This is a genomic window from Noviherbaspirillum album (assembly GCF_035916955.1).
In the GTDB taxonomy this organism is placed as follows: domain Bacteria; phylum Pseudomonadota; class Gammaproteobacteria; order Burkholderiales; family Burkholderiaceae_D; genus Noviherbaspirillum; species Noviherbaspirillum album.
The window spans coordinates 1-523 of the sequence record NZ_JAWIIV010000146.1; the positions used below are offsets into that span (position 1 = coordinate 1).

The following is a 523-nucleotide window of genomic DNA, read 5'->3' on the forward strand; positions in this document are numbered from 1 at the left end:
TCAAGGTACCCAAGGTACGCGACCGCTCCGGCACCGGCGTGAAGTTCAATTCGTCAGTGGTGCCGCCTTATGTCAGGAAGTCGCCCCGCGTGTCGGCAGCTCTGCCTTGGCTGTACCTGAAGGGTATCTCCACCGGCAACATGGGCGATGCGCTGTCGGTGCTGCTGGGCGAGGATGCAAAGGGCTTGTCGGCGAACGTGGTGTCACGGCTGAAGTCACAATGGGCCGATGAATGGAAACAATGGGACAAGCGCGACCTGTCGGTTTGCCGCTGGGTCTACTGGTGGGTCGATGGCATCCATACTGGGGCCAGGAGCGAAGACCATGACGGCCAGTGCCTGCTGGTGATCATCGGTGTCACGCCGGACGGAAAGAAGGAACGGGTGGCCATTGCCGACGGTTTCCGGGAATCGAAGGCATCCTGGGCCGAGGTGCTGCTGGACTTGAAGGCGCGTGGCTTGCAGAGCGGTCCGCGGCTGGCCATCGGTGATGGTGCGATGGGCTTCTGGGCGGCGCTGGAAGA

The 523-nt window shown here is 62.5% G+C and carries 1 protein-coding gene; it reads left to right on the forward strand.

The features are described 5' to 3' along the window. The coding region (locus tag RY831_RS33140) for a transposase (protein ID WP_326510522.1) at positions 1-523 on the forward strand (523 nt) is incomplete at both ends.